Source organism: Gordonia sp. PvP123 (assembly GCF_040547295.1).
Lineage (GTDB): Bacteria > Actinomycetota > Actinomycetes > Mycobacteriales > Mycobacteriaceae > Gordonia > Gordonia terrae.
The window spans coordinates 20,662-44,548 of record NZ_JBEPPN010000006.1; the positions used below are offsets into that span (position 1 = coordinate 20,662).

A 23,887-nucleotide genomic window follows, 5' to 3' on the forward strand; every position below is an offset into this window, starting at 1 on the left:
CGCCCCACAAGACTCGAGGACGGCCGATGACGCCACGCCCGCCACTCCCCGACGCCGCTTCGCCCGAACGTCCTCTACGGATCGCCGTGTGGGGACCGGGTGAGGTCGGGGGCGCGATCATCCGCGCCGCCGTCGCCGATCCCGCCTTCGACATCGCGGGCGCACTCGTCCACAATCCGAAGAAGGACGGCCGCGACATCGGCGAGCTGGTGCGCATCGACCCCATCGGGGTTCCGGCCACCACCGACCGCGACGCGATCAAGGCACTCGACGTCGACTGTGTCGTGGTCACACCTGCGCCGGCCGCGGTGCTCAAGGGCCTCGACGACGACGTCGTCGACCTGCTCGCGTCGGGGAAGAACGTGGTCGCCACCGCGGCCTATCACAACGTGTCGATGCCGAACTGGATGAGCCCGTTCCGCAAGTCGCCGCAGCAGCTGCTCGAGGCATGCCAGAAGGGCGGTTCGACGCTGCACGGGACCGGCGTCCATCCCACGTTCATCGTCGAACGGCTGGCGATGACGATGGCCACGGCGATGTCGTCGGTCAGCCACGTCCGATCGGTGGAGGCGGTCGACTTCACCAGCGCGGGCTCGATGTGGGGCGGTCTCGGCGCACTGGGTTTCGGCGCCGACCTCGAGTCCCTGGGCCCGGATTCGCCGGTCGCCCGCGGGGGCGATCTCTACTACGGCGACCTCACCGGCAACGTCGCACATGCGCTCTACGGTTCGGACAGCTCCGAGGTCCGCGTCGAGACGTCGCTGCGGGCTCTTCCCGCCGCCGCCGACGCCCAGGTCGGCAAGACAACCATCAAGAAGGGAACCGCGGCTGCGCTGCACCTGACCCATCGCGGATACCTCGGCGATCACCACTTCTTCACCAACGAGGAATGCTGGTACCTTGCCGCCGCAGACGTCGTCTACCGCGGCGACGATCTCCCCTTCGGCGGGTTCACCAGTCCGATCGCCTATACGCTCGTCGTGAGCGGCGAGCCGGCCGAGATCCGCACCCAGATGGAGTTCGGTGTCGGTGCGGGCCACACGAATCCGATCACCACGGCATCCGTGCGAGCGGTGCTCGACTCGATTCCCGCGGTCGTGGCCGCCGAGCCGGGAGTGCTCATCGACGACATCGGCCCGCACTACAAGCACGACGACCGGGTCCGGCTCTCGTGAGCGACTCGACGCGACCCGAGGTCGAGGCGTGGAACGGTCTCGTCGATGCGCTCCGGACCGCGGGCGACAAGCTCGCCTCGGACACGGCCGGCCTCAGCCCGCTCGAACAGGCCGATGGTTATCGCGCCCTCATCCGCGGATTGTCGAATCAGTTGTCCCGCTTCGACGTCGACCGAGAACGGCCCGAACTGGTGTCGTTCAACGGGTGGCGTCACAAGTTCCTGATGGACAACCCGGATTTCCGCTACTGGGTCGCCGACGTGCGAAGCGATCGGTCATATCGCATCCGCGGGAATCGCGGCGACGCCGTCTACGTTTCGATCACCGCCTACCGACGCACCGGAGGTATCGGTTCGGGCGGCATCAGTTCGGAGTCGACCGCCCGGATCGACAGCGACACGATCGTCTTCGACGACGACGGGTCGTTCGAGATCCTCGTCGGCGGTGATGCCGGGATGGACTGCGGCGCAGACCATCTGGATCTGCCCGAGAAGTCCTCGGTGATCTGGGTGCGCTTCTTCCACGACGACGTCTCCCACGGCGAGGCGGGACGATGCAGCATCGAACCACTCGCCGATCCACCGACCCCGCCACCGCTCGACCCGACGAAGTTCTGCACTCAGTTGGGCACGCTCGGCACCATGACGTCGATGCTGCCGACGATCTTCGAGGTGTCCACCAAGGACGACCGCAACCCACCGAACACGATGCGGCACTGGTCGGAGATGTCGGGCGGCGCGGTGTTCACCGAACCGGGCATCCACTACCTCCGGGGCGGCTGGCAGCTCGAACCCGGGCAGGCGCTGGTGATCGATGGGGACGTGGTCGACTGCCGATACTGGAACATCCTCGCCTACAGTCGATTCCTGAACTCGCTCGACTTCCGCTACCGGCCTGTCTCCTACACGGGCGGCACCGCAACCGTCACCGACGGTCGGTACCGTTTCGTCGTCGCCGCCGAGAATCCACACCCCGAGGATCCGGGTTCCGCGGACTGGATCGACACGGAGGGCAGGGAATTCGGCATCGTCGTGATGCGATTTCTGCAGCCCGTCGACACCCCCACCCTTCCCTCAGCCCGGGTCGTCGGGCTCGATGAACTGCGAGATCCTCGATGACGCGCTGGGTGCCGCCGGAGCGCACCGAGACAGCACAGCACATCTACGCTGCGGCCGAGGCGGACCGCGCGGCCGATCCCGACCGTTACCGGCTCGGCGCCGAGATCGCGGACCGGCTCGTCGAACGAGCAACGGGTGAGCACGGCATCGAGGGGCTGGGCGATCCCTCTCAGTGGCGACCGGGCCTGGAGCGGTATCTCGAGTCGGCAGACGCGGACGGTCGACTGAACGCGGTCGGGATTCGCCACGCCCAGGACGCGGCTGTCGGGAAGCTGCGCGCCCGAGCGATCTTCGACAAGACGCTGCGGGCCGATCCCGCTGTGGCGCAACGGTCCCTCACCCCACCGATCGTGATCATCGGTGGGTGGCGCACCGGGACGACGTTCCTGTTCCGCCTCCTGGCCCGCGACCCACGGCTGCGGGCACCGCGTCCGCTGGAGCTGTACGCGCCCTGGCGGGCCGCCCGGATGACCTCGGAAGAGCTCGAGCGTTCCGTCGACGACCAAGCACGTCAACCGAATCCCCTGCACGTGCTCAACCCGTCGATGGCGGCGGTGCACGACTCCGGCCCGGCCCTCCCCGAGGAGTGCGTCCTCGGCATGGGAACGACCATGCGCAACTGGGGATTCGCCTCGACGATGCGCCTCGATGGTTACGCCACGTGGCTCGCGACCCAGGACTTCGCCGCCGAGTACGACGCCCATCGAACGATGTTGCAGATCCTCGACGACGGGTCGGCCCGTCGCTGGTTGCTCAAGGCGCCCGCGCACACTCCCGAACTCGCTCACCTCGCCTCGACGTATCCGGGTGTCTGCATCGTCCACCTGCACCGCGACATCGTGGAGACCGTGGCATCCGGGGCCAGCCTGTTCGCGACCTACCGGTCGACCTACAGCGACGAGGTGGACGGCCACGATGTCGGACGATTCCAGGTCGAGCAGTCCGAACGGTGGTTCCGGCGTGCACTCGACTTCCGGTCCTCGCCCGCGGCCGCGTCGGCGACCATCCTGGACCTCGACTACCGGGACCTGGTGGCGAGCCCCGCGACCACGGTCGGCCGGGTCTACGCCGCGGCCGGGATCGACCCGCCGGACGTCGCCACACTGCTCGCCGAACACGAAGCCGCGCAACCCCGCCACGGCAAGGGCCGACACCGGTACACACCCGAGGAGTTCGGCATCGACCCCGACGCACTCCGTGAACGGATGGCGTTCTACACCGATGCCCTGACCGTCCAGCGGTGACAACCCCAGAGGTTCAGCGTCGTCGGGTGAGCACCAACCGGGCACCCGCATCGAGGACGAAGCCGAGGATGCCGATCACCACGATCAGAGCGGCGACCTGGTCGTACGCGAGCTGATCGCGGGCGTTGAGGATCTGGTAGCCGAGACCCGAACGCACGCCGAGCATCTCGGCGGGTACCAGAACCACCCAGGCGATGCCGAGCGCCACGCGGATGCCGGTCTGCACGTTGCCGCGGATCGCCGGGATCACCACGGCCGTGAGGACTTCGGTTCGGGTGGCATGGAACGATCGCGCGACCTCGACGAAACCGGGGTCGATCGACTTCACGCCGGCCGCCGTGTTGATGACGATCGGCCAGATCGCCGCGATGGCGATCAGGAAGATGACCGGTTCGTTTCCGATCCCGAACACCATCACCGCGACCGGAGCCCACGACAGCGGCGAGATCATCCGCAGGAAGGCGACGATGGGGTTCGCGGCGCGCTCCGCGGTCAGGCTCAGCCCGATCAGCAGGCCCAGCGGGAACCCGAGCACGACGGCGATCAGCAGTCCGATCGACAACCGCCACAGGCTCAGTCCGATGTCGGGCAGCAACACCCCGCGATCGAGGAGTTCCAGCATCGCCGGGAACACCTGTTGCGGGGCGAACTGGCGGGCGAGGGAGTCCGCAGCGGGGACGACTGTGGTCGTCGCCCACCAGATCGCGACGAGCACCGCGATCGCGATCAGCGGTGGGGCGACGGAGGAGCCGGTTCGCCGGCGCGGGGCCGCCGCGGTCTCGTCCTGGGTCAGCAGCGTCATGGCGTCACCTGTTCGGTTCTCGTGAGATCGGCGGGTAGTCCGAGAGCGGCCGCACCACCGCGCGTTCCGATGGCGCTACGGATGAATCGGTCGTCGACGAGGTCGGCGTGGACGGTGGCCGGATCCAGGCGCCCGAGGAAGCGCCGATCACCGTCGACGAGGGTGTTGTCCATCTCGGTGACGAGCCGCTCGGTGAAACTCGCGAACGGGAAGGGTTGGAATCCGAGTCGCTGCGGCTGCCAATCGACATTGCTCACGGCGAAGTCGGCCGGGTCGTAGGTGAGCGCCTTGGCGATGGCCGGTTTCGGTTGCGGGAGATACCCGCCGGCGAGTTCCGCGGCGGCTCGGGGACGATCGAGGTCGATGTGGTGCTGTGCCGCAACCACGGAGTCAGCGAGGGATTGGACCGCCGCGGGGCGTTCGTCGATGGCCGCCTGGTGGACGAGGAGCGCGCAGCAGGCGTGCTGGCGCCACACGTCGCCGAGAAAGGTGTGGATACGGCCGATCTTGCGTACCTGGGCCATCGCGTTGAACGGATCGGCCACGACGTAGCCGCCGATCGATCCGTTCGCCAACGCCGGCACCATGTCCGAGGGGCTCATCACGATCAGTTCGACGGTCTTGTCACCTCGGGACGCCCCGGTACGGATGACCGGCCGCAGTCCGTGGGTCCGCAACATCCGCTGCAGGATGATGTTGTGGATCGACCACCACGCCGGGATGGCCACCTGGGCGCCGGCGAGTTGCTCGAGGTCGACGATGTCGGGCGCCACGGTCAGCGCCGATCCGTTGGTGTGATTCCAGCCCAACACCTGCACAGGGCTTTTCATCGCGTAGCGGAGTGCCACCGCCATCGGCATCAGCAGATGGACGACGTCGACCTTGCGCGTCACGAAGGCCTCTGCGAGCGAGGACCAGCTCCGGAACAGCACGGGTTTCGTCGAACTCACCGCCGCCGGGTCGTAGAGCCCCGCGGCGTGTGCGACGAGAAGCGGTGCCGCATCTGTGATCGGGAGGTAGCCGACCCGCAGCGCATCGGACGCACTCGGTGGCGCTGCCGTGGCGGCCCGGCCCAGACCGACGACGCCGCCGATGCCGCCCGCCACGGTGAGACCACCGACCCCGGCCAAAAGCAGTCGGCGTGAGATGGGCGCGTTCACACCTGCTGCCCCACCTGGTGACCGAAGTGCGTCAGGATCTCCGCGCGCCGGTCGGGATCGGCGCGGCCGAGACCGGCTTCGAGCCGCCATTCCCCACCGATCCGACCCGCCTCGGACAGCAGGACGATCCGGTCGGCGAGTTCGAGCGCCTCGTCGACGTCGTGCGTGACGAGGACGACGGTGATTCCCAGTTCGGCGGCCAATTCGGCCAGCCAACTGCGCAATTCGCCGCGCACGGCCGGATCGAGGGCGCTGAACGGTTCGTCGAGCAGGAGCAACCTGGGCCGGATCGCCGCCGCGCGGATGATCGCCACGCGTTGCGCCTGACCGCCCGACAGCTGATCGGGATAGCGGTCGGCGAGACCGTCGAGCCCGAAGCGGCGCAGCAGACCGAGTGCGTAGTCGTTCTCGAACGACGCACGGTGCGCGGCAAATCGTCGTCCGAACCGGATGTTCTCCGCCACGGTCAGCCACGGCATCAGCAGCGCTCGCTGGAAGACGACCCCCGTGTGAGGTCGCGCGCCGCCCGAGGTGTCCTGCCACTCCAGGCTGCCGGCATCGAGGGTCTCGAGACCGGCGAGCACACGCAAGAGCGTGGTCTTTCCGCTGCCGCTGCGGCCGAGGACGGCCACGAACTCCCCGTCCTCGACGGTGACGTCGATGCCCGTCAACACAGATGTGCCGCGAAAGGCTTTGCGGCCACCGACTATTCGAACTGCGCGAGTTCCCACCGCAGTTGTCCTTCCGAAGGTGATTGGATGGGGATGAAAGCTGTCTCCCGGAACCGCCGGTTGGTGGCGCTCGCGGTCGCATAACCCGCACCGCCGCGGACGGTCGCCTCGAGCCGGGAGGCCGCCACCGCGGTACGGGCGGCGTCGAGGCGCAATCGGATCAGATCGGCCGGCGACGGTGTCGTCGGATCGGCGGCGAAGGTCGCAAGACGTGCCCGTATCGACTCGAATTCGGCAGTCCGGTCGTCGAATTCGGCGCGGAAAACCTCGTTGACCCCGGCCAGCGACCCGACGGCACCGTCGAGGGCGGCACCGATGGCTCCGCTGCAGAATGCGGACTGCAGCAGCAGGAAGACCGGTCGTATCCCCCGGACGAACGCGGTCAAGTCATCGGAGATCACGCTTTCCGCGGCGATCGTCACGTCGACGAGCTCGAGGGACGTCGAGGCTGTGGATCCCAAACCGATCAGGTCCGGCGCGGAACGGATCTCGACACCGGGCGCGTCCGCGTCGACGACACCGACGAGGGTCGTGTCGCCGGTGCGCACCGGCAGGACGATCAGCGACTCGTCGTAGACGTTCGACGCCCAGCGGATGGGCCCCGTCGCCACCACGCCCGCCCGGCCGCGACGCCCCGTGATGGGTACCTCGCCGAGACCGGCCACCTGTTTCAGACCTGCCGCCATGGCCGTCACACCGATCCGCTCGCCACTGAGGAGTGACGCGAGGTGTCTCTCTCGCAACGGCTCCGGCGATCGGGCGACGTACTCGATCGCCATCCGCTGAGCCCACAGCGAGAATCCGGCCGACAGGCTCACCGCCGACACACGTTCGAGGACGTCGATCATCGACGCCAGCGACCCGTCGACCACGCCCCGGCCCAGGAGGCCGGCCGCACCGGCCGCGGCGATGTCGACCCGGGTGTCGGTGTGGCCGGCGTCGAGGTCGCGGGCACGATCGGCCACGGACGCGACGACCTCGCCGAGCTCATCGGTCAACGTCGGCGCCATACCGGTCAGCCCTGCAGACGGTGGAGGCGATCCACCGGGGTCGAGACGACCTCGCGAGCGTGACGGACGGCTGCCTCGTCCGGGGCGTCGTAGAAACACAGGCACTTGTCGGTGTCCTCGCGGACATAGGTCCGCAGGAAGCTGACCTCGGGGACGTCGGCGTACTTCGGCGAGTTCGCCTTCTTGCGGGCCAGGTAGGTCTCCATGTCGATGGCTTCGGGGATGTCCCACTCGACGAGATAGCCGGCGGTCGGGCGCGCCTTCTTCAGCTCGTCCAGGTCCGCGCCGACGAGCCGGACCTCGTCCGGACCGGCAGCGACGATCCCCCGGAGGGCCTCGACCTCGTCGAGGCCCACGGCCCGGCACCCCTCGAACTCCGCGATTGCGAACAACCTCGCGGCGCCTTCGGTCACCTGCGTCTCGATCAGTTCGCCGCCGGCGGTCCGGAGATGCGCGTCGAGTCCTTTGATGAGTTCCTCGACTGTGCCCGCATCACTGTCGGCAGGTTCGAGTTCGTAGAGGAAGAGCGCCATGGCTGAGCCTTTCTGCGTCGGTGTGCCCGCTGGTGACCGGACCGACCCTGGCATAGACAGACCGGTCTGTCTATGGGCTCTCGTGGTTTACGCTTGGCGATGTGAGCAAACCCGCACAGGCGAGCACCGGCCGCGCGACCGCTGCTGCCGGGCCCGGCAGCCCGGCCGACCGACTGCTCGCCACCGCGACCGAACTCTTTGCCGCACAGGGCATACGGTCGGTCGGCATCGATCTGCTGCTGCGTGCCTCCGGCGTGGCCAAGGCGAGTTTGTACAACGCCTACGGCTCGAAGGACGGGTTGGTCGTGGCCTATCTGGAACGTTTGGATCAGGCTGATCAAAACCGGTGGTTCGAGGCGACGAAGGCCATGAGCGATCCTCGCGAGCGCATCCTGGCCTTCTTCGACCTGGCCATCGCCGGGGCCCCGACTCGCAATTTCCGCGGCTGTCAGTACGCCAATGCCGCGACCGAGTTCCCCGACACCGATCTGCCTCCCATCACGGCGCATCGTGCGTGGCTGCTCGACACCCTCGGCGACAACCTGGGCACACTCGGCGACCCGGAGCCCGACACGACCGCGCGACAGATCCAGGTGGTCTACGACGGTGCGCTCTCGGGGTCGAAGATGGCACGCTCCACCGCTCCCATCGAGACCGGGAAGCAGTTGGTGGAGGCGTTGCTCGACCGCACCATCGGGTGAGCCCGGCGTTCCCCACCCTGGCGGGGGACATCAGGGCTACCGTCGATGCATCCCGTCGACGCGGAGGTGGTGATGAACGCAGCCACACCGAGCGATCCGCGATGGGTGCCGTGGCGGGTGGCTCCCGAGTCGGGGTTCGTCGTCGACGATCCGACCGGGCAGGGTGATGTCGACATCGTGCAGATCGATGAACGGCAGTTCTTCGTGCGCAATGCCTTTCGATACCACGAACCCGCCGTCGAGGAGTACCTCGTCGGACAACTGGTCGATCGGGGCACGACGAAGGCCGAGGCGCTCAGGGCCGTCGACACCGCCCGCACGTTCCTCCCCCGCGAGGACAACCCGACCGACCTCGCCTCGATCCCCCAGTTCCTGCGCTGGTTCGAGAACCCTTACGGTCTGCATTCCCTGGCGGCCCTGATTCACGACGAACTCATCACGGGCACCCCCAATTCCGGCGCGCTCGGTAGCGACACCCTGTCCGACCGCTTCTTCCGCGAGATGATGCGAACGTCCGGGGTTCCGTGGCTCAAGCGGTGGATCATGTGGTCGGCGGTGGCGCTCCGTACGCGGTGGGTCGCCGGCGGATGGCGACGCCTCAGTGTGGTCGTGTGGTTGTTGCTGAGTGTCGTCGGCATCGGCACGGCGGTCGGTTCGAGCGGGGCACTGCTCTCCGCTTGGTCATCGCCGACGTCGTCGCCGTCGATCTCGCTCGCGCTCGCTCTGCTGATGATCTTCGTCGCCGCGCCGCTGTGGGGACGGCAGTGGGCGGCGAGTCTCATTGCGGCCGTGGCCGCCCTGTGGGTTCTCCCCGCGGCGATCGTGGCGTACTTCGCCTATGCGCTGTATCTGTTGTCGGAGAATGTCGCTCGCACCGTCGGGCTTCGGTGACCGGCGCAGCCCCGATCGCGCCACATCAGCCCACGGAAGCCTCGTCGGGGTCGGCGAACCGACGAGCGACTCCGGCGAGGAAAACCGTCACCATCTCGACGAACAGACGTTCATCGGTCCAGCGGGCACCCTCCATCGAACCGGCCAGATCAGGATCGAACTGCTCCGGGTTCTCGAACGGGGCCATCGCCGGCCGCCCGGTGGCGACACACATCGCAGAGCCGATCGTCATCCGATGGACTGATTCCAGGATGAACATCTGCGAGTCGAGCGGCACGCCAGACAGTCCCAGGATTCGGCAATGTTCGGCATACAGCCGTTCCAGGAGCCCCCGGGGGAAGTATTCGACGACGATCGGCACCGCCCGCTGATGGGCGAGCAAGGCCTGACGGAACAGCACGCTCGCACTCACGAGCCACTGCTGCCAGTCCTCGCCGTCATCGGGGTCGGGCTGCCGCGGCGTCTCCGACACGACGAGGCGAGCGACAGCTGACAGGATCTCCGCCTTGTCGCTGAAGTGGTTGTACAGCGACGGCGAGCGGACGCCCAACCTCGCAGCCATCTTCTCCAGACTCAACGCCCCGGGCCCATCGGCGTCGATGATGTCCAGGGCGGCTCGAACAGCGTTCTCGCGCTGGATCATCGGCTTCCGGCCCATGGACTCCTACTTCCTTTGCCTCGACACCGAGAGTGTACGCGGACACCCTCTTGACGATTTATACTAACGGCACTAGTTTATTTAACGAGTGAGGCAGCTCACAGCCACCTTGAACCGTCCGTCGCGCCATCACCCGGAGCGACATCGCAATCACCTAGAAGAGGAGTGGGCAGTGGCAGTCGTCGATGCTCAACTACAGACGATCCAGGACCGGCGAACTCGTGCCCTACGGGCCCTGCTCGGCCATCTCGATGGAAAAGCAACCGATCAGGTCGCCGAGATCCAGCGTTTCGACGCGATCGATTATCACGATCCCGTGCGGGCCGAACTCGAACGCGATCGGATCTTCGGCGAGGTCCCGTTCATCGTCGCGCACTCGTCCGAGATTCCACGCCGCAACGATTTCCTCTCGATCGATCTGCCGCGCAACAAGATCGTCGTGGTACGTCAGCGCGACGGAGGCGTGAAGGCCTTCATCAACGCCTGCCGTCACCGAGGCGCCCAGTTGGTGACCGAGAAGTCGGGGACATGTCGCCTGTTCTCGTGTCCGTACCACCGGTGGTCGTACAGCCCGGACGGCACTCTTCGGACCGTCACATTGGACAGCACCTTCGGCGAATTCGACCGTTCGAAGTCGGGTTTGGTGGAGCTTCCGGTCGAAGAGCGGCATGGATTCGTCTGGGTGGTCGACAACGCGAACCGCGACATCGACGTCGCAGCCTGGCTCGGACCCGAGATGGATGCACTGATGTCCGAGTACCGAATCGCCGATCTCGTCAGTGTCGACCCGCATCCCTATGAGCGCCCGGTCAATTGGAAGATCATGCAAGACGGCTTCCTCGACAACTATCACGTGAAATACGCGCATCCCAATACCGCCGGAAAGATGCTGCACACCAACGCCGTCACCCTCGAGGACTTCGGACGGTCGTTCTGGTTCCTGACCGCACGCAAGACCATCGACCAGTTCATCGGCGCCGAGGTGGAATGGAGCCCGGCGATGGAAGCGCACACCATCGAGAGTTGCTTCCTGGCGCCGAACACGATGCTGCTCAAGCACGCCACCCACTTCGAGCTGTTGACATTCCGACCCGTCGGCGGGGATCCGAACCGCTCGATCATGGAGATGCGCATCCTGGCACCCAGCATCGAGGACAGCGGGCTCGAACCCGAACACTGGCAGCGTCGATGGGACAAGAACTGGGGCCTCCTCGTGTCCATCCTGCACGACGAGGACTTTCCCATCCTGGACAGTTCGCAAGCTGCGCTCTCGAGTCTCGATGCCGGGACCATGCTTCTGGGCCGCAATGAGATTGCGAGCCATCTGTTTCGACGTGAAGTGGACCGGTTGATCAGCGACACCGAGGACACCCGATGGCCGTCGACGTAGGCTGTCCCGACACCGACGTCTCCGATCTGGTGGAGCTGAACTGGCGTGACGGCCCTCCGGTCGAAGATGCGCGAGAGCTGCTGGACCGTGCGCGCCGCGTCGATGCGGAGATGAGCTTTGCCACGACCACCAGCGAGACACGACGACACCCGGTGTCATCCCGCACCGTCGAGGTCCGCACGCGGTTGCGCCGGTGGACAGCGCCGCGGACGGACCACGCCGCCCTCGCCGCCGTCCTCACCTTCACTCCGACCGCTGCCGGCGGTCCGATCGTCATGAGCGCCGTCGTCGACCCGGACTTCCGTTCCACCGGCGTCATCACTGCGGCTTTCGAGGCGCTGAGACACAGTCGCCACTGCACTTCGGGACTCGACGCCGATATCGTCGCCTGCGCCTTCGGGTCACATCCCGCCGCGCTGCGGGCCGCAGCCCGATTCGGCGCGAGGACTGTCGCCCAAAGAGATGTGCTGGTGCCCCACTCGCCGTTGAGGCCGCCGCCCGCAATCGGTGCCGATGGCATCCGCCCGGTCCCCTGCGGCACTGAGATCGGCGGTGGCGACACCCACTCGGTGTGGCAGCACTTCGACACCGGGCCGGCACCCGCCGTCTATGCGGCCACACGTGGTGCGGGCACGACCGCCGGATACTTCACTGTGGAACAGGGTTCCGAGACAACCCGTTTGACGATCCTCGGCGTACGCCCCGGTGCCGAACCTCTCGCCGCCACGCTCGACGACATCATCGGCGCAGCAGCTCCACTGGTACGCGACCGCGATCCCGCTCAGATCGAGGTCACCGCCGCGACCGATCACCGACCTCTGCTGGAAGCGCTCAGATACGCCGGCTTTCACCACGACCGCACCGATGTTGCGTTTGCTCTGCACATAGCACCCGACCTCGTCACACCCCACAAGTGAAGGACTCACCATGAACCACGACATCCTGCGCCCCCTGTCGGCCTGGGTCATCCGGCAACCCGACTCTCCGGTCATCGAATGCGACGGGTCGGCGCTCACCAGACGTGAACTGCACGATCGCTCCGAGCGAGTCGCGGAGTCCCTTGCCGCCCAGGGGATTCAGGCCGGGGATCGGGTCGCGATCATCGGTCGGCCCTCCGCCGACTGGGCGGTGGTCGCCGTGGGGATCATCAAGACCCGCGCGGTGTTGTGCCCGCTGAACGAGCGCAACGGTCCGGTCGAACTCTCCCAGGCCATCGCCGCACTGGAACCCAGTCTGATCGTGGCCGCGGAGGCTTTCCGGCCGGCAGTCGATGCGGTGGTCGCGGACCGCGACATCGCGACTCCGGTCACCGATCTCGAGGCGGTGGCCCTCGACACCGCACCGTCGACGCCGGTGACTCGGGAGAACCTGACGGTCGCCGGCGACGCCCCGGTTGCGATCTTGTCCACCTCCGGTTCCACCGGATCACCGAAAGGTGTCGTGTTCACCCATGATTCGCTGACGAACGCGTTCTTCGAATGGTGCCTCCAAGAGCCCGGATTCATGCGTGTCAGGTCGCTCAACGTGAGCTCGATGGCCTTCGGCGCCGGCCTGCTCAACGGATTCCTGGCCCCACTCGTGCTCGGTGGCAGCGCCGTCTTTCTCCCTGACTGGAATCCTCGGGTGGCCCTCTCGCTCATCCGCGACAGCGGTATCACCCACCTGGGCGCCACCACCATCTTCTACGAACAGATGGCGTCGGACCCGGAGTTCACCGATGCCGATCTGAGCTCGCTGACCGTGGCATTCACCGGCGGCAACCCGGTCACCACCGAACTGATCCGCGCGTGGGCAGCGAAGGGGATCGGACTCCGCCAGGTGTACGGCCTCACCGAGTCTCAATCGAACGCCACCGTGCCAACGGTCGAGATGGCGATCCATCACCCCGACAGCGTGGGACTCGGCGGTATCCTCAACACCTTCACAGTACGAACCGCTGATGGGAATGAGTGCGCCGCAGGCGAAGCCGGTGAGATCTGGATCTCCGGGCCCGGGCTCGCAGCCGGGTACTGGCGTGACGAGCAGCAGACGAGCGCCAACTTCGTCGACGGCTGGCTGCGCACCGGTGACGTCGCCGAACGAGACGAGGATGGTCTGCTGCGCATCGTCGGCCGCATCAAGGACGTGATCATCTCCGGCGGTATCAACATCTATGCGGCCGAACTCGAACGCGTCATCCTCGAACTCGACGGCGTCCTCGAGGTCGCGGTCATCGGCGTCGCCGACGCGCAGTTCGGGGAGGCCCCGGCGGTCTTGCTCCGCGCCGGCGGAGGGCTGTCAGCACAGGACGTCGTCACACATTGCCGATCCCGCCTCGCCCGGTTCAAGGCCCCCCGGTACGTCGAATTCGTCGCGGACCCGCTTCCGCGAACAGCCGGGATGAAGATCGACAAGGCGCCGCTCCGGAGCCGATACGCCGACCTGCCGTCGTGGGCCATCCCGGTCTCTGCGGACGCATTGCAGGGCAGCGCCTGATCGGTTCTTGTCGGTGGTCGGGTTTACCTTGGACTCATCAGTTGGGCCGGTCGTTTCGATCGGGTTGCAGCGTCTTGGGGGAGTCACTGTTGGGGCCATGGACCGATCTGCCGGGCGAGTTCCTCGCCGGGGTCGATCCTGCCCGCCCGGCCGATGCCGACACCGCCACCCACATGCAACGTTTGGGATCGATCCGTGCCGGGGAGTCGTATCTGGCGTGGTGCCGCTATCAGACCATCCTGGTGCTATGCGGCCGGTTGTTGAATTCGGTTGGCAACAGCTACATCTCTGATGGTTTCGGTGACATCGTGGCCCGGGTCTCGCGGGAGGCCGGGATCAGCCGCTACCGCGCCGGGGTGCTGGTCGACGAGGCGTTGTGTCTGCGTGACCGGTTGCCGCGGGTGTTGGAGACGTTGCGCGACGGCATCATCGGGCCGCACCAGATCCGCGAGATCATCGGCCGTACCCACCTGGTGGCCGATGACCACCTGCTCGACCCCGCCGACCCTGACAGTCGTCGGATCATCGAGGTGCTCGACGAATCGATCGCCGAGTTGCTGCGCTTTCGGTCCGGGTCGTGGTCGACGTCAGGTTTGCGCGACATGATCGACCGTCTGGTCTTCGGCCATGACGCCGACGCGGTCCGCGAACGGCGCCGCGAGGCGCTGGACAACCGTGGCGTGTGGACCGAGAACCACGGTGACGGGACCGGTGAGATCACCGCGGTGATGGCCGCCGAGAACATCCGCGCGTCCCAGGCGTCGGTGCGCGCGCTCGCGGCGTCGGTCTGTGACAGGGATGGACGCACCCTCGGGCAACGAAAGTCCGACGCCACATACGCGTTGCTCACCCGAACGGCGTTCGCGTGCGCGTGCGATCACTCCGACTGCACCGCACCACCGTTCAATCCTGCCGCCCCCGCCGGTGCGACAGCTGGTACCGAGGTCGTGATCCATGTCGTGACCGACGCCGCCACCCTGGCCGGCGGGTCCGGGCCCGGCTGGGTCGATGGGCACGGGGTGATCTGCGATGAGCATGTGCGCGATCTCGCCGCCCGGCCTGACGCGACGACCAGACCGGTCACCCCGGTGCGGACACCACCGTCGCATGTCGTCGCCGGCGGACCAGCCGGGAGCGGTGAGGGCGGATTCGACGACGACACCGGGCGAAGCGCGAACATCACCGCGCCACCGCAGGGTACCGAGGACACCGCCACCGGCCGTAGTGGCGATGCGTCGACACCCCCGGCTCCGGCCACACCGTCGACGTCGTCGGAGATCCTAATGGTCTATCCAGGTGCCCTGCCGGGTGACCCGTACCGGCCGACGAGTGCGTGTGCCGAGTTCGTGCGGGTACGGGACGGCTACTGCACCGAACCCGGGTGCACGCGTTCGGCGTTCACCGCCGACGTCGATCACGTCGCCGAGTACGACCACGCCCGGCCTGCCCGCGGCGGCGCGACCTCGAGTGAGAACCTCAACGCCAAATGCCGCGCCGGTCATCTGCACAAGACGCACGGGGATTGGACCGATGTGCAGTACCGCGACGACGAGGGCCGTCTGGTCACCGAATTCGTGACGCCGGAAGGTTTCGTGATCCCCGGCGTGGCCGAAACCCTCGAGGATCTCTTCCCGAACCTACGTCGCATCCGATTCGAGCAAGCCGCGAAAGCCCCACCGACACCGCGGATCATCGTGCCCGACCACCACGGCCGACCACCACGCACGATCACCGAACGAACCGCCGCGAAACACGCGAAGCGGCGAGAAGAGCGTGCCCGCAACAAGACACAGCGCGACAAGAATCGACGGGCCCGGACCGAAGCAGCCCACCATCAACCGCCAACAGGAGACGACGACCCGCCACCGTTCTGACAAGGCCGACACCCCGGCGGAACGTGGTGGTCCACGCACCCGCCGGGGTGTTGACTGATAGTGCCTGTGGTCAGGCCGCGCTGACCTGCTCGCCGACGGCCGGCTCCAGCGCCTGCGCCTGCGCAACGATCTCGGCGACGTCGGTCATCGGCCGCACGTCGAGAGCGTCGAGCACCTCGGCCGGCACATCGTCGAGGTCGGGCTCGTTGCGCTGCGGGATGAAGATGGTCTTCAGCCCGTTGCGTTGCGCGGCAAGCAGTTTCTGCTTGACCCCACCGATCGGCAGGACGCGCCCGTTGAGCGTGACCTCGCCGGTCATCCCGACATCGCTGCGCACCTGACGTCCCGTCGCCATCGACACCAGCGCGGTGACCATGGTGACGCCGGCACTCGGACCGTCCTTGGGCACCGCTCCGGCCGGAACGTGCACGTGGATGGTCTTGTCGAGCGCCTTCGGGTCGACGCCGAGTTGCTCGGCGTGTGCCCGCACGTACGACAGCGCGATCTGCGCCGACTCCTTCATCACGTCGCCGAGCTGGCCGGTCAGCTTCAGACCCGGCTCGCCCTCGGTCGCGTTGACCTCGATGAAGAGCACATCGCCGCCCATGCCCGTGACCGCGAGACCCGTTGCCACGCCGGGGACCGCAGTGCGTTCCGCCGACTCCGGGGTGAACCTGGGCCGGCCCAGGTAGTCGCGCAGGTCGGGCTCGTCGATGGTGACGGGTTCGCTCTCGCCCCCGTCCCCCGCTGCGACCGCGAGATTGGTCGCCGCCTTGCGGAGCGCCTTGGCCAGGAGCCGTTCGAACTGTCGCACACCGGGTTCACGGGTGTAGTTTGCCGCGATCTCACGTAGTGCCGCATCGGTGACGGTCACCTCGTCGGGGGTCAGCGCCGCGCGCTCGGCCTGCCGGGGCAGCAGGTAGTCGCGGGCGATGGCGACCTTGTCGTCCTCGGTGTACCCGTCGAGCGTGACCAGTTCCATGCGGTCGAGCAGGGCCGACGGGATGTTCTCGATGACGTTGGCGGTCGCGAGGAACAGCACGTCCGACAGGTCGAGGTCGAGATCGAGGTAGTGATCGCGGAAGGTGTGATTCTGCGCGGGGTCGAGGACCTCGAGCAGCGCGGCGGCCGGGTCGCCCCGGTAGTCCGAGCCCACCTTGTCGATCTCGTCCAGCAGCACAACGGGATTCATCGATCCCGCTTCGCCGATGGCCCGCACGATCCGGCCCGGCAGCGCGCCGACGTAGGTACGCCGGTGACCACGGATCTCCGACTCGTCGCGCACACCGCCCAGGGCGACGCGCACGAACTTGCGGCCCAGCGCCCGGGCGACGCTCTCACCGAGCGACGTCTTGCCGACGCCGGGAGGACCGGCGAGCACCATGACGGCACCCGACCCGCGTCCGCCGACGACCTGCAGGCCACGTTCGGCGCGACGGGCCCGCACCGCCAGGTATTCGACGATGCGGTCTTTCACGTCGTCGAGGCCGTGGTGGTCGGCGTCGAGGATCTCGCGCGCGCCCTTGACGTCCGTGGAGTCCTCGGTGCGAGTGTTCCACGGCAGGTCGAGGACGGTGTCGAGCCAGGTACGGATCCATCCGGTCTCCGGCGATTGGTCGCTGGCGCGTTCGAGCTTGCCCACCTCGCGGAGTGCGGCCTCGCGCACCTTCTCGGGCAGGTCGGCCTGTTCGACACGGCCGCGGTAGTCGTCGGCGCCCTCGGGCTCGTCCTCGCCGAGCTCCTTGCGGATTGCGGCGAGTTGCTGGCGCAGCAGGAATTCCTTCTGCTGCTTGTCCATCCCCGCGCGGACGTCCTCGGCGATCTTCTCGGTCACCTCGGACTCGGCGAGATGATCGCCCGTCCACTCGATGAGCAGGCGCAACCGCGCCGCGGTCACCGGCGTCTCGAGCAACTCGCGCTTCTGTTCGTCGGACAGCCACGACGCGTAGCCCGACGTGTCGGCGAGATCCGCCGGATCGGACATCTTGTTGACGGCATCGATGAGCTGCCAGGCCTCGCGGCGCTGCAGCATTGCCAGTACGAGCTTCTTGTACTCGCCGGCGAGTTCACGGTCTTCGTCGGTGACGTCGACGACGTCGACCTCGGTCACCTCGACCCACAGCGCCGCACCGTGACCAGGTGTCCCGGTCCCGATCTGCGCGCGCTGCTCACCCTTGACGACGGCTGCGATGCCGCCGCCCGGGATGCGGCCGACCTGAACGATCGACGCGATGACACCGTAGGTGGGATACCGGTCGTCCAGACGCGGCGCGACCAGCAGTTTCCCGGACTCGCTCGCCCGGGCGGCGTCGACCGTGGCCTGCGCGGCATCGTCGAGCGGGATGGGCACGACCATGCCGGGCAGCACGACGACGTCGGGAACGAAGAGAACCGGCAGTGAATATGTCTGCGACATGAAACCTCCAGAGTTAAGTCTGACCGACTCAACCCAGGTGGCAGGAATCTTGTTCCCGAGCGATTTATGCCAGGAGCGAACGGGTTGCAGCGACCCATTCGAACCCATCCGGATCGGTCAGCTCCCCGGCGTCGCCGCCGATCACCAGCCGATGGGAACCCGAACCGTCCGGCCGGACGCCCGCGTCCTTGGCCGCGGCCTTCCGCCCGTAGAGCGCCAGCTTGAGCGAGTTCTGCTCACTCTCGAACTCCACGTACTTCCGGCCGAAGCTCTTCGCCACGGTGAATCCGCGGCTCCCGTAGAACTCCTTCGTCGCCGCGACGTCGTCGACGCCGAGCAGCAGGACCAGATCGTCGACCTTGCGCTCGGGTGCGCCGCTCGGCTTCTTCGAGGAACTGGCGACCTTCCAGATCGTGCCGTCGGGCGCCTGAACCACGCCGCCGTACCCCCAGAAGGACTTCTTGGCGGGTTTGAGCACAGTGGCGCCGGCCTCGATCGCCGGTTGCAGGAAGGAGTCGGCGACCGTCGGGTCGGTGACCACCAGGGAGACCACGAAGCCGCGGAAGCCCGACGTCGGTGAGTCTCCGGTGCGGAAGCGCAGCCGGTCGCCGAGTCCGAAAGCTTTGTCGTAGAACGTCTGCGCCGTTGCAATGTCGGGAACTTCGAGTGTAAGTGCGTTGATGTTCGTCATGCTTCGACGCTAAGACGCCGACCCGCCCGGAGGCTTCTCGATTCCTGACCGGTCGCGAACCTCAGGTGAGATCGGCCGCGGCGCGGGTGGCGACCACGACGACCTGGGCGATCACCAGGACCGCGACGGCGACGAGAAATGCCGCAGTGGTCACGACGACTCCCGCAGCACCCTTGAGCGCGCCGGACACGGAGTCGACCCACGACGCGGAAAAGTGGTGTGACGGTGCGGTGTCGAGTGTCATGGCTGTCCCCTGCGTACTGAAGAGCAATCCCGGCCAAGTGGTCGGAGTCACAACACTCAATCACAAGTAAGTACTTCTGTGCCAGAAATCGACGCCAAGACTCACGCCGACGCGAACTCGGCGCCGTCGGCCGTCCGAAACCCGGCTCGCCACGAAGTGCGGTAGAACCGAGCCGACGCCCATCCGAGGAGCCTGCATGTCGATCCTGACCCCCACGACCACTCGCCAGCCGCTGGGCCGGGCCATCGCCCGCATCGCGCTCGGCGCCATCCTGGCGATCGCCGGTGTGGGTCATTTGACCGCACAGCGTGAGGAGTTCCAGGCGCAGGTCCCCGACTGGGTGCCGTTCAGCAAGGACTTCGTGGTGCTGGCCTCGGGCGGCGTCGAGATCGCCCTGGGCGCAGCCCTGATCGCGCTGCCCCGCCACCGCAAGGTGGTGTCGTGGATCGTCGCGGCATTCTTCGTCGCCATCTTCCCCGGCAACATCAACCAGTACGTCGAGCACATCGACGCCTTCGGCCTCGACACCGACCAGAAGCGCCTGACGCGACTGTTCTTTCAGCCGCTCCTCGTGATCTGGGCCATCGCGGCCGGCACCGGGGAACGCCGGACCTAACCCGCCCGGGTCGCCGCGTCCTGGCACGCGGCGTCCACGCCGGCACGTATCTGCGGCTGCACCTCGGTGCTCGAGCGGATCGTGCACGCCGCCACGATGCCGCCGACCGCGCAACACGCCGCGCAGATGTACATCGCTGCCCGAAAGCCGTCGCCGAGAGGATCGCCGGGACCCGCGTCGATCCCGGCCACGGCCGGCAGCACCGCCACCGCGAGCAGTCCCGCGAGACGCGCCACCGCGTTGTTCACGCCCGACGCCGTGCCGGCGAGCGCGTCGTCGACGGCGGCGAGCGCGGCCGAGGTGAGCGGCGCGACGGTCACCGTCATCCCCAGACCGAACAGCAGCACGCCCGGTAGTACGGCGTCGACATACCCCGAGTCGGGCTCCACCCGGGACATCAGCGCGAACCCGCCGGCCGCGATGAGCGGACCGACCGTCATCGGCAATCGCGGGCCGGTGCGCTGGGCCAGCGTGCCGACCAACGGCGACCCGAACAGCATGATGAACGTGCTCGGGAACATCGCCGCGCCGGCCTCGAACGCCGAGTACCCCAGACTCTGCTGCAGTTGCAGGGCCAGCAGGAACAGCGCACCGCCCAACGCCGCATAGACCAGCAGCGTCGTCAGGTTGGCGCCGGTGAACTGCGATGAGCGGAACAGTCTGAGCGGCAGCAGCGGCGCGGCCACCCGTGACTCGATCACCACGAAACCCGCGAGCGACACGACACCGACGATCCCGGCGGCGACCGTCTCGCCACTCCACCCGTTCGACGGCCCCTCGATCAGCGCGTAGATCACGCCCGCCAGCCCGACGGTCATCGCCAGCGCACCCGCCACATCCAACCGGGCGCTCGACGGCGTGCCGCGCGATTCGGGCACGTGCCGGATCACGATCCACAACGCGCCCAGCGCGAGCGGAACGCTCAGCAGGAACGTCCACCGCCACGACGCAGCGTCGACGAGCCAGCCGCCGAGGAACGGTCCGAGCGCGGTGGTCGCGCCGGACATGCCGGCCCACAGTCCGACCGCGGCACCTCGATCGGCGGGCTGGATCTCGGCGTTGATCAGCGCCAGACTGCCCGGCACCACCGCGGCCGCGGCGATCCCCTGCACGATCCGCGCGGCGACGAGGAGCTCGACGGTCGGCGCCAGCCCGCACGCGACGGTCGCCACCGCGAACACCGCCAGACCACCGGCGAACACCAGTCGACGCCCGTACCGATCGCCGGCGACGCCACCGATCAGCAACAGCGCACTCAAGGTGAGCAGGTACCCGTCGAGCACCCACTGCTGGCCGCGCAGACCCGTGTCGAGGTCGCGCGCGATCGCGGGTAACGCGACGTTGACCACGGTGCCGTCGATGAAGGCGACGCCCGAACCGAGAACCGCGGCGACGATCAGCCACCGGCCCGCCCGTGACGCGGCCGGCACCCCACGGGACTCGGCAGCGGCCGGGCTGGGGTCGGTCATCTGTTCTCGTCCATGTGGGCCTTCCGGACCGCGGGTCGTGTCCTACCCAGGGTCGGGGGCGGACCTTCCGCGCGCAAGCGCGCGCGCACCGAGGGCATCGGCGGCGATCAGCTCGGCGAGTCCGTCGAACTGGTGACCGCCGGTCGGGTGTCGATGCACCGTCGCCGACGGCAGGAGCGCCGTGTTCAGGTCCAGATGCTCGACGGGTACCACGTCATCGTCGACGCAGTGGTGGAGGGCAACGCCCTCAGGGAGCGGGGCATCGGCGTCTGTGTCGGTGAACGCGTACTGCGGGACGTCCCATCCGTCGGGACCCCAATTCGGCATCGCCAGCAGCACAGCAGGTCTGGGTGCGGGCACCGCGGCCTCGGCGAGGACGTGCACCAGCACCGTCGCCCCGAAGGAGTGCGCGACGACGAGGTCGTCGGCGCCCAGCCCGGCGAGGTGCTCTCGGACCGGCCGCGCCCACGCCTCGATCGACATGTCGTCGTCGGAGAACACCGGCATGACCAGGGTCGCGCCGAGCGACGCGGACAGCGCCTCGGCGAGCGGGCCGTCGTCGACGTAGCCGCCCGCACCGTGGACGAAGAAGAGTCGGCGCTGCGTCATGGGGTCTCCTCGAAGTCGCGTGTCGTCATCGAGGCTGACTTCGACGCGCGCCTGTTCTCATCGCCCCGCGTTCTCGAGTTCTGCAGGCGATGCACCGGAACCGATCAGCAGCAGACCGACCATCGCCCGGGCGTCGGCGTCGGTGTATCCGGGTCCGACGATGCACAAGTTGCCGATGGCGCGCAGGAAGGTCAGCGCGGTGATGTCTGCGCTGACCGCCCCCGTGGCCTGGGCCGGCTCGAGCAGCGAGGCGAACGCGGGCACGAGGGTGTCGAAGATGAGCGCGTGCAGGTCGACCAGGCTCGGATCGTCGGAGCTGAGCGCGTCGCTCAAGCCGTGTTTGGTGACGAGGAAGTCAATGAACGCCGACGTCCACCGGCACAGCGCCGCACGCGGCGGGACCTGTTGGGCCAGCAACTGTTCGGCCAGTGCAGCACACTCGTCGACCTGGTGCCGGTACACCGCGGTGACCAGATCCGCCCGGGTCGGGAAGTGCCGGTACACGGTGCCGACGCCGACCCCGGCGCGCGCGGCGATGTCGCGCACCGGAGCCTGCACGCCCGCGTCCACGAAGGCCGCGGCGGCCGCCTCGAGGAGGGCCGTGCGACTCCGTTCTGCCTGCACTTGACGTGCGGTTCTTCTCGCGGACACCGTCCACCCCTTGCTCGCGGAACATTGTTCCGCTAGTTTGGCGGAACATCGTTCCGCCACGATACCCCGTACCGACCTCCTGCCGAAGGAACCCTCATGTCCCCGGAATCGCCCACCCGTCAGATCGTCGCCGTCAAGCCCATTCCCGTCCCCACCTCGGACCGTCCGTTCCCGCTGACGGTGAAGGTCACCGCGCCGGTCACCGGCGGCCATCTCCCGGTCATCGTGTTCTCCCACGGCAACGCCTGGTCGATGGACGGTTACGCACCGCTCGTCGATCGGTGGGCCGCTTCGGGTTTCGTCGTCGCACAGCCGACGCACCTTGATTCCCGGCACTACGGGATCGGATTCGACGACCCGCGGTTCGCGTCGATCTGGCGCACGCGAGTGGACGACGCCCACGCGGTGATCGATCACCTCGACGAGATCCTCATCGCGGCCGGTGGGGACCTTCGCTCCCGCGTCGCCATAGATCTGCTCGCCGCGGCCGGCCACTCGTGGGGCGGTCAGACCGTCGGCACTCTCCTCGGCGCGCGTGTGATCGGGCCGGACGGGGCCGTCGGCCCGGATCTCGCACATCCCGCCGTACGAGCGGGCGCACTGATCGCGACGGCCGGGACCGGCGACAGCCTGAGCGAGTATGCGCGCGAACACCTGCCGTTCATGCGGCCGGACTTCTCGACGATGTCCACCCCGGCACTCGTCGTCGCCGGCGGCAAGGACGACTCGGCCCTGTCGACACGCGGCCCGGAGTGGCTGACCGACGCCTTTCACCTGTCCCCCGGCGCGACGGATCTGATGTGGATTCCGGACGGCGAGCACACTCTCGGCGGCATCGCCGGTGAGGCGGTACGCGAGACCACGGATGAGGATCCGGCCAGAGTCGCCCTGGTCGCCGACGCGGTCGCCGACTATCTGCTCGACGCACTCGGCGTCAGCTCGGCCGAGTGGGATGCCCTGGGGAGAGCGGACTCTGCGGAATACACGCTGACGCACAAGTGATGTTCGAGGTTCGGTGCGGCGGGCCTAGGCCGGACTGCCCGTCTCGAGCAGCGACTTCAGCTGTGCGAGATCCTTTTCCACCATCTGGGTGTCGCGATCGAATTCGTCGTCGGACATGGCCAGCTGCCGGATGGTGAAGACGACTTCGGCGCCTTCTGGATGCGGCAGGACCCGAAGTGGATTGAGCACGGTGTCACCGGTGGGGAGCACGACCTCGTGGTCGACGACGCCCAGTGGGTTGCGCGGGACGAACCGGACCGTGACGGTGCCCATCGGCGACTCCACGAGCAACTCGTCACCCCGCCGGACCACCTCCGACTTCGCCAGCCCCGCAGCCCAGCGCGGCAGGTTGTCGGGTTCGGCCGCGAAGTCGTAGACGTTTCCGGGTTCGGCGTTGATGACCACACTCACGTGTCGGCTGCGCATG

General features: G+C 67.7%; 24 protein-coding genes. 11 read left to right on the plus strand and 13 right to left on the minus strand.

The genetic code is table 11. From position 1 onward, the window contains the following. Positions 1-26: 26 nt before the first annotated feature. From ABIC25_RS12625 to ABIC25_RS12635, 3 genes are read left to right on the plus strand one after another with little or no spacing between them, the layout of a single operon-like run. Positions 27-1,175: a hypothetical protein gene (locus ABIC25_RS12625; RefSeq protein WP_354561703.1), complete on the plus strand. Its 1,149-nt coding sequence runs from the start codon at positions 27-29 to the stop codon at positions 1,173-1,175. Continuing rightward, positions 1,172-2,293 (plus strand): DUF1214 domain-containing protein, encoded by a 1,122-nt coding sequence (locus ABIC25_RS12630; RefSeq protein WP_354561705.1) that lies wholly within the window; start codon positions 1,172-1,174, stop codon positions 2,291-2,293. The genes ABIC25_RS12625 and ABIC25_RS12630 overlap by 4 nt, the downstream gene beginning before the upstream one ends. Further along, positions 2,290-3,537 (plus strand): sulfotransferase family protein, encoded by a 1,248-nt coding sequence (locus ABIC25_RS12635; protein ID WP_354561706.1) that lies wholly within the window; start codon positions 2,290-2,292, stop codon positions 3,535-3,537. Before ABIC25_RS12630 ends, ABIC25_RS12635 begins: the two co-directional genes overlap by 4 nt. Before the next feature lie 13 nt (positions 3,538-3,550). Here the strand turns inward: ABIC25_RS12635 and ABIC25_RS12640 are convergent, their stop codons facing one another. The 5 genes from ABIC25_RS12640 to ABIC25_RS12660 are packed head-to-tail and all read right to left on the minus strand — an operon-like array spanning position 3,551 to position 7,773. Continuing rightward, positions 3,551-4,339 carry an ABC transporter permease gene (locus ABIC25_RS12640; protein WP_354561708.1) on the minus strand — a complete coding sequence of 263 codons (789 nt, stop codon included), beginning with the start codon at positions 4,337-4,339 and terminating at the stop codon, positions 3,551-3,553. Beyond that, positions 4,336-5,499, minus strand: coding sequence for an ABC transporter substrate-binding protein (locus tag ABIC25_RS12645; protein WP_248643795.1), 1,164 nt, complete (start codon positions 5,497-5,499; stop codon positions 4,336-4,338). Before ABIC25_RS12645 ends, ABIC25_RS12640 begins: the two co-directional genes overlap by 4 nt. Continuing rightward, the gene (locus tag ABIC25_RS12650; RefSeq protein WP_420871498.1) at positions 5,496-6,230 is read right to left on the minus strand and encodes an ABC transporter ATP-binding protein; all 735 of its coding nucleotides are present in this window, start codon (positions 6,228-6,230) and stop codon (positions 5,496-5,498) included. The genes ABIC25_RS12645 and ABIC25_RS12650 overlap by 4 nt, the downstream gene beginning before the upstream one ends. Further along, positions 6,206-7,240: an acyl-CoA dehydrogenase family protein gene (locus ABIC25_RS12655; RefSeq protein WP_248643796.1), complete on the minus strand. Its 1,035-nt coding sequence runs from the start codon at positions 7,238-7,240 to the stop codon at positions 6,206-6,208. The genes ABIC25_RS12650 and ABIC25_RS12655 overlap by 25 nt, the downstream gene beginning before the upstream one ends. A gap of 5 nt (positions 7,241-7,245) precedes the next feature. After that, complete coding sequence (locus ABIC25_RS12660; RefSeq protein WP_248643797.1) at positions 7,246-7,773, minus strand: DUF4242 domain-containing protein; 528 nt, start codon at positions 7,771-7,773, stop codon at positions 7,246-7,248. 101 nt (positions 7,774-7,874) lie between these two features. Here ABIC25_RS12660 and ABIC25_RS12665 point away from each other — a divergent pair, with 101 nt between their 5' ends. Both ABIC25_RS12665 and ABIC25_RS12670 read left to right on the plus strand, forming a co-directional pair. Beyond that, entirely contained in the window at positions 7,875-8,474 is a 600-nt protein-coding gene (locus tag ABIC25_RS12665) for a TetR/AcrR family transcriptional regulator (protein WP_248643798.1), read from the plus strand. Between the two features lie 72 nt (positions 8,475-8,546). Next, a complete protein-coding gene (locus tag ABIC25_RS12670) occupies positions 8,547-9,365 on the plus strand; it encodes a DUF1353 domain-containing protein (protein ID WP_248643799.1) in 819 nt (272 codons plus the stop codon). Positions 9,366-9,390: 25 nt separating this feature from the next. On the opposite strand, the gene ABIC25_RS12675 is transcribed toward ABIC25_RS12670, so the two are convergent. Then, a complete protein-coding gene (locus ABIC25_RS12675; protein WP_064570343.1) occupies positions 9,391-10,023 on the minus strand; it encodes a TetR family transcriptional regulator in 633 nt (210 codons plus the stop codon). A gap of 172 nt (positions 10,024-10,195) precedes the next feature. Between ABIC25_RS12675 and ABIC25_RS12680 the strand changes: the two genes are divergently transcribed. The 4 genes from ABIC25_RS12680 (at position 10,196) to ABIC25_RS12695 (ending at position 15,762) form a co-directional block, all read left to right on the plus strand. Then, positions 10,196-11,413: an aromatic ring-hydroxylating oxygenase subunit alpha gene (locus ABIC25_RS12680; RefSeq protein WP_435529083.1), complete on the plus strand. Its 1,218-nt coding sequence runs from the start codon at positions 10,196-10,198 to the stop codon at positions 11,411-11,413. Next, a complete protein-coding gene (locus ABIC25_RS12685) occupies positions 11,398-12,330 on the plus strand; it encodes a hypothetical protein (protein ID WP_354561713.1) in 933 nt (310 codons plus the stop codon). Before ABIC25_RS12680 ends, ABIC25_RS12685 begins: the two co-directional genes overlap by 16 nt. Before the next feature lie 10 nt (positions 12,331-12,340). Further along, the gene (locus ABIC25_RS12690; protein ID WP_354561714.1) at positions 12,341-13,888 is read left to right on the plus strand and encodes a class I adenylate-forming enzyme family protein; all 1,548 of its coding nucleotides are present in this window, start codon (positions 12,341-12,343) and stop codon (positions 13,886-13,888) included. 89 nt (positions 13,889-13,977) lie between these two features. Then, entirely contained in the window at positions 13,978-15,762 is a 1,785-nt protein-coding gene (locus ABIC25_RS12695; RefSeq protein ID WP_354561716.1) for an HNH endonuclease signature motif containing protein, read from the plus strand. A gap of 70 nt (positions 15,763-15,832) precedes the next feature. Here the strand turns inward: ABIC25_RS12695 and lon are convergent, their stop codons facing one another. The 3 genes from lon to ABIC25_RS12710 form a co-directional block, all read right to left on the minus strand. Then, entirely contained in the window at positions 15,833-18,178 is a 2,346-nt protein-coding gene (lon, locus tag ABIC25_RS12700; protein ID WP_354561718.1) for an endopeptidase La, read from the minus strand. Positions 18,179-18,242: 64 nt separating this feature from the next. Further along, on the minus strand, positions 18,243-18,869 hold the full coding sequence (locus ABIC25_RS12705; protein WP_354561720.1) for a VOC family protein: 627 nt from the start codon (positions 18,867-18,869) through the stop codon (positions 18,243-18,245). 61 nt (positions 18,870-18,930) lie between these two features. Further along, a complete protein-coding gene (locus ABIC25_RS12710) occupies positions 18,931-19,113 on the minus strand; it encodes a hypothetical protein (RefSeq protein ID WP_101821200.1) in 183 nt (60 codons plus the stop codon). A gap of 196 nt (positions 19,114-19,309) precedes the next feature. On the opposite strand from ABIC25_RS12710, the gene ABIC25_RS12715 reads away from it, so the two are divergent. Further along, entirely contained in the window at positions 19,310-19,729 is a 420-nt protein-coding gene (locus tag ABIC25_RS12715) for a DoxX family protein (RefSeq protein ID WP_004022390.1), read from the plus strand. Here the strand turns inward: ABIC25_RS12715 and ABIC25_RS12720 are convergent. Genes ABIC25_RS12720 through ABIC25_RS12730 form a run of 3 tightly spaced genes read right to left on the minus strand, consistent with a single transcriptional unit; the run spans position 19,726 to position 22,431 of the window. After that, positions 19,726-21,198, minus strand: a complete 1,473-nt coding sequence (locus ABIC25_RS12720; RefSeq protein WP_354561722.1) for a DHA2 family efflux MFS transporter permease subunit — start codon at positions 21,196-21,198, stop codon at positions 19,726-19,728. The two genes, ABIC25_RS12715 and ABIC25_RS12720, sit on opposite strands and share 4 nt — an antisense overlap. A 42-nt stretch (positions 21,199-21,240) precedes the next feature. Beyond that, entirely contained in the window at positions 21,241-21,807 is a 567-nt protein-coding gene (locus ABIC25_RS12725) for an alpha/beta fold hydrolase (RefSeq protein WP_354561723.1), read from the minus strand. A 57-nt stretch (positions 21,808-21,864) separates the two neighbouring features. Continuing rightward, entirely contained in the window at positions 21,865-22,431 is a 567-nt protein-coding gene (locus ABIC25_RS12730) for a TetR/AcrR family transcriptional regulator (RefSeq protein WP_354561725.1), read from the minus strand. 123 nt (positions 22,432-22,554) lie between these two features. Between ABIC25_RS12730 and ABIC25_RS12735 the strand changes: the two genes are divergently transcribed. Continuing rightward, positions 22,555-23,460 (plus strand): alpha/beta hydrolase family protein, encoded by a 906-nt coding sequence (locus tag ABIC25_RS12735; RefSeq protein WP_354561727.1) that lies wholly within the window; start codon positions 22,555-22,557, stop codon positions 23,458-23,460. Between the two features lie 24 nt (positions 23,461-23,484). On the opposite strand, the gene ABIC25_RS12740 is transcribed toward ABIC25_RS12735, so the two are convergent. Further along, entirely contained in the window at positions 23,485-23,886 is a 402-nt protein-coding gene (locus ABIC25_RS12740) for an SRPBCC family protein (protein WP_197505597.1), read from the minus strand. Position 23,887: the final 1 nt, after the last annotated feature.